Origin of the sequence: Nodosilinea sp. LEGE 07298 (genome assembly GCF_015207265.1) — a bacterium.
In the GTDB taxonomy this organism is placed as follows: domain Bacteria; phylum Cyanobacteriota; class Cyanobacteriia; order Phormidesmidales; family Phormidesmidaceae; genus Nodosilinea.
Map to the genome: position 1 here is coordinate 1 of NZ_JADEXE010000479.1, position 3,166 is coordinate 3,166.

Below are 3,166 nucleotides of genomic sequence, written 5' to 3' on the forward strand. Positions count from 1 at the left end.
CGTGCAGTCGTTCTTCGAAAGGCGACCACTGCTACAGCGCTCATGAACGGGGGTGCTGACCTTCTCTCAGACCCTGCAATCCGCCAATCTAGCTGTCGCGTCACCTCTATGTACTTGACATTTGATAAGTTTCATCGCGCTTGAGTTCAATCACTACCAGGTTGGCCTGCTTGTCGATGCCTAGTAGGTCAATTCGCCGTGCTCCCTCAGTCCAGCCTGAGAATTCTTCAGAAAGCACCATCGTATCTGGCGAAATAACACCGATGTTGTCTCTAAGTGCAACTTGTAAATCAGTACGTTCCTGAATACCTTCTGTTCCAAATTGAGTGCTATTAACGGCGGCGATTTGTTTGTCTTTAAAAGTGAAAAGCGGCATAATCCTTTCTTCGAGTTTATTTGAAAGTCAATAAAATCAGTGGTTTAGCGTCGATTGAACTCCACCTGGCCCACGTAGCCAAAGTCTCCATACTGCTCATCGCCGCTGAACAGGCTGACCTCGTAGGTGCCAGCGGTGGGCAGGGGGCAAGTAATTTGCGGCCCTTGGGTAGCGCCATCGGTGCAGTGTTCAGCTTGGGCAGCTCCTTTGAGCGCATAGCTAGAGAGAATCCAGCGCTGGTTGGGATTCTGGAGCTGGATTACCGCCGTTTGGTTGGTGTCCGTCTGCGATCGCATGGGGGCAACCAGTTTCATTCCTTCGGCAAAGAACTGGGCTTTCATCATGGGCTGACGGAGGAATTCACCACGGCTGATGGGCTGGGATCGTAGCTGCCAGCTTTCCTCTTTGGGAAAGTGGCTGATACCCATCACCTCTGGGGGCGGGAACAGATAGTCAGTCTTATAGCCCTTTTTGAAGCCCGATGCTCGATCCACAGAGCCACTGTCCCAGGTGGGGTCGATTAGGTACCACTGGCCATTCACCTTCGCAGCATTCCAAGCGTGGAGCTGGCCTTCGAGGTCGCTAGTTGATGTACGGGCATCACCCGTGAGGTAGACAATCTCTTCTCCAATGGCCTGTCCCAAGGCTTCGAGCAGCTTGGCGTAGCCCGCACAGACGGCTACCCGGCGCTGGAAAACGGTTTCAGCATCTTGGGGCGGATAGATCCCAGCAAAGTAGTTGGGGGCATCGTAGGCAATGCGGTCGGCCACATAATCATGCAGCGCCTTGACCCGGAGCAGGGGGTCTTTCTCCTGGCTGGCAATGTACTGGGCCACCGACTCAATGCTGGTTTCGGCACTGGCGGGCATATTGACCACAGCAGGATGAAGGCCAACATCTGTCCAGGGCCAGCCTTTACCCTGCCCAGCCTGTCCTGTCGGTCTGGGTTGGGGCGCTGGCTGTGGCCTTACCTGAGTTGTGTCAGCGTACTGGTCGAAGGGGTTGTCGTGGAACTTCAGATATAGCCCTTCCAGGCCTCTGGCGGCGGTGAACAGTCCTTTGCGGGCCAGCTCTGCTTCTGGGCCATACATGCCGTCGAGAAACCAATCGCCACGGGTAGATAGAGCCAGGAATGATGCCTGGGGTCGCAAGGCCAGCAATAGGAAAAGGAAGGCCAGGTTGAGCACCAGCGTCCTCAAGACAATGCGATCGCCCCAGGTGAGGATGCCCCGTTCCTTTCGCTTTTTGCGGCCTCTCATGTCCCAAAGGATGGGCACTAAGGGAAATAGCAAGATGCCTGAGAACACGGTCAGCAGCTTGGGGCCGTTGACGTAGGCCACCAGCGAGGACGCTAGCCAGATGCCTAGCACTGGGGAGAGGAAAACTGCCAGATAGAACAGTGTTCTAGTCGCTAGGGCAGGCAGCTTCAGGAATAAAAACCGCATTACAGATCAGAGAGAAACGTCTAGAGCGTAGTTCCACTTTAGGTTTCCCGGTTTTCTAGCTGTCCTATAGGACGGTTTCGTAAGACAGTCTTGTTGATGGGCTGCATTTGGTTTCCCAAACCTTCACAGAGGGTATCTCCCCCCAGTGGGTCGTATAACGCTGGGAGAAATACTCTGACCGCATGGCCCAGGTGGGCTTCAGTCCCATCGCGCCAAACTTGACGGCATCGGGGCAGAGCTTACGGTTAAGACTGTCCATTGTCTGCATGAGGCGATCGCGCTTCTCATTGTCCACCGGGGCCGCAAACAAGCTGCCCTGCACCTCGCCCACAGGGGTTAGCTCAGTGGCGATGACTTTGGCCTTTAGGTACTCATACCCCGGCGTAAATGCCGCTTCAGCTAGCCTCATGGCTTCGTGGATGAGCACAGCGGTATCGTTGGTGGGCTGGTCGAGGGCTACAGAGCGGGCCGCACCATACTGGTTCTCGGGGCGGTAGTAGCTGGTACGCATGGAGACGGTGAAGTGACCCGCCAGTAGGCCATCGGCCCTGAGCTTTTCGGCACAGCGGGTGGTGTAGGTGGCTACCGCCTCTTTGATGTCAGATAGTTCAGTGACCAGGTGGCCGAAGGAGCGAGAGACAATCCGCATGGTGACCGGGGCGGCTACGGGCTCCATCGGGAAACAGGGGGTGCCGCGCAGCTCCAAAAGGGTTCTCAGGCCCAATACGCCAAATTTCTTTTTGATCACTCGCTCGTCGGCTTGCTTGAGCTGAAGCACGGTTTTGATGCCCATACTGTTGAGCTTGGCCTTGAGGTTTCTGCCAATTCCCCATACCTCACCCACGTCAAGGCTGGCCAGTACAGCGTCTGAGTCGGCTAGAGCTTCAAAGTCGAGCACTCCATTCAGGTTTGGGTAGCGCTTGGCGACCTGGGCGGCTAGCTTGGCCAGGGTCTTGGTTTTGGCAATGCCTACCGATACCGGAATGCCTGTCCACTGCTTGACCGTGGTGCGAATCTTCTGGCCGTAGTCGCCCAGGTCAGCTTTGGTAAACCCGTGCAGGCCCAGGAAGGCTTCGTCGATAGAGTATTGCTCAACCTCGGGGCTAAAGTGCTGGAGGGTCTGAATGACCCGCCGCGACATGTCTTTGTAGAGCACGGGGTTTGATGAGAAGGCGTGCATCTTGCCCCGGTTCACCAGGTCTTGAATGGAATACAGGGGGCTCTCCTGGGATCACTATGCAGCGGTTGGAGAAAAATGCCAGCAGATTAGGCATCGGAGGCGGAATCGCTCAAAATTAGTGAATCCGTAGCCAGAGCGCTTAATCAACTTCAAACGCGTGTTGAT

Annotated in this window: 4 protein-coding genes; all 4 read right to left on the reverse strand. The window is 55.5% G+C overall.

The genetic code is table 11. The annotated features are described in order from the left end of the window. Nucleotides 1–106: 106 nt before the first annotated feature. The 4 genes from IQ273_RS31965 to IQ273_RS31980 all read right to left on the reverse strand — a co-directional run bounded on the left by IQ273_RS31965 (nt 107) and on the right by IQ273_RS31980 (nt 3,166). Nucleotides 107–376, reverse strand: coding sequence for a hypothetical protein (locus IQ273_RS31965; RefSeq protein ID WP_228054290.1), 270 nt, complete (start codon nt 374–376; stop codon nt 107–109). A gap of 44 nt (nt 377–420) precedes the next feature. Then, nucleotides 421–1,821 (reverse strand): transglutaminase domain-containing protein, encoded by a 1,401-nt coding sequence (locus IQ273_RS31970; protein WP_194027116.1) that lies wholly within the window; start codon nt 1,819–1,821, stop codon nt 421–423. Between the two features lie 64 nt (nt 1,822–1,885). Then, nucleotides 1,886–3,037 (reverse strand): Y-family DNA polymerase, encoded by a 1,152-nt coding sequence (locus IQ273_RS31975; protein WP_397199151.1) that lies wholly within the window; start codon nt 3,035–3,037, stop codon nt 1,886–1,888. An 18-nt stretch (nt 3,038–3,055) separates the two neighbouring features. Next, complete coding sequence (locus IQ273_RS31980; RefSeq protein ID WP_397197044.1) at nt 3,056–3,166, reverse strand: transposase; 111 nt, start codon at nt 3,164–3,166, stop codon at nt 3,056–3,058.

Bases quoted from the DNA above. Each gene is read 5' to 3' on its own strand.
- IQ273_RS31965 (WP_228054290.1), bottom strand. From the start codon at position 376: ATGCCGCTTTTCACTTTTAAAGACAAACAAATCGCCGCCGTTAATAGC.
- IQ273_RS31970 (WP_194027116.1), bottom strand. From the start codon at position 1,821: ATGCGGTTTTTATTCCTGAAGCTGCCTGCCCTAGCGACTAGAACACTG.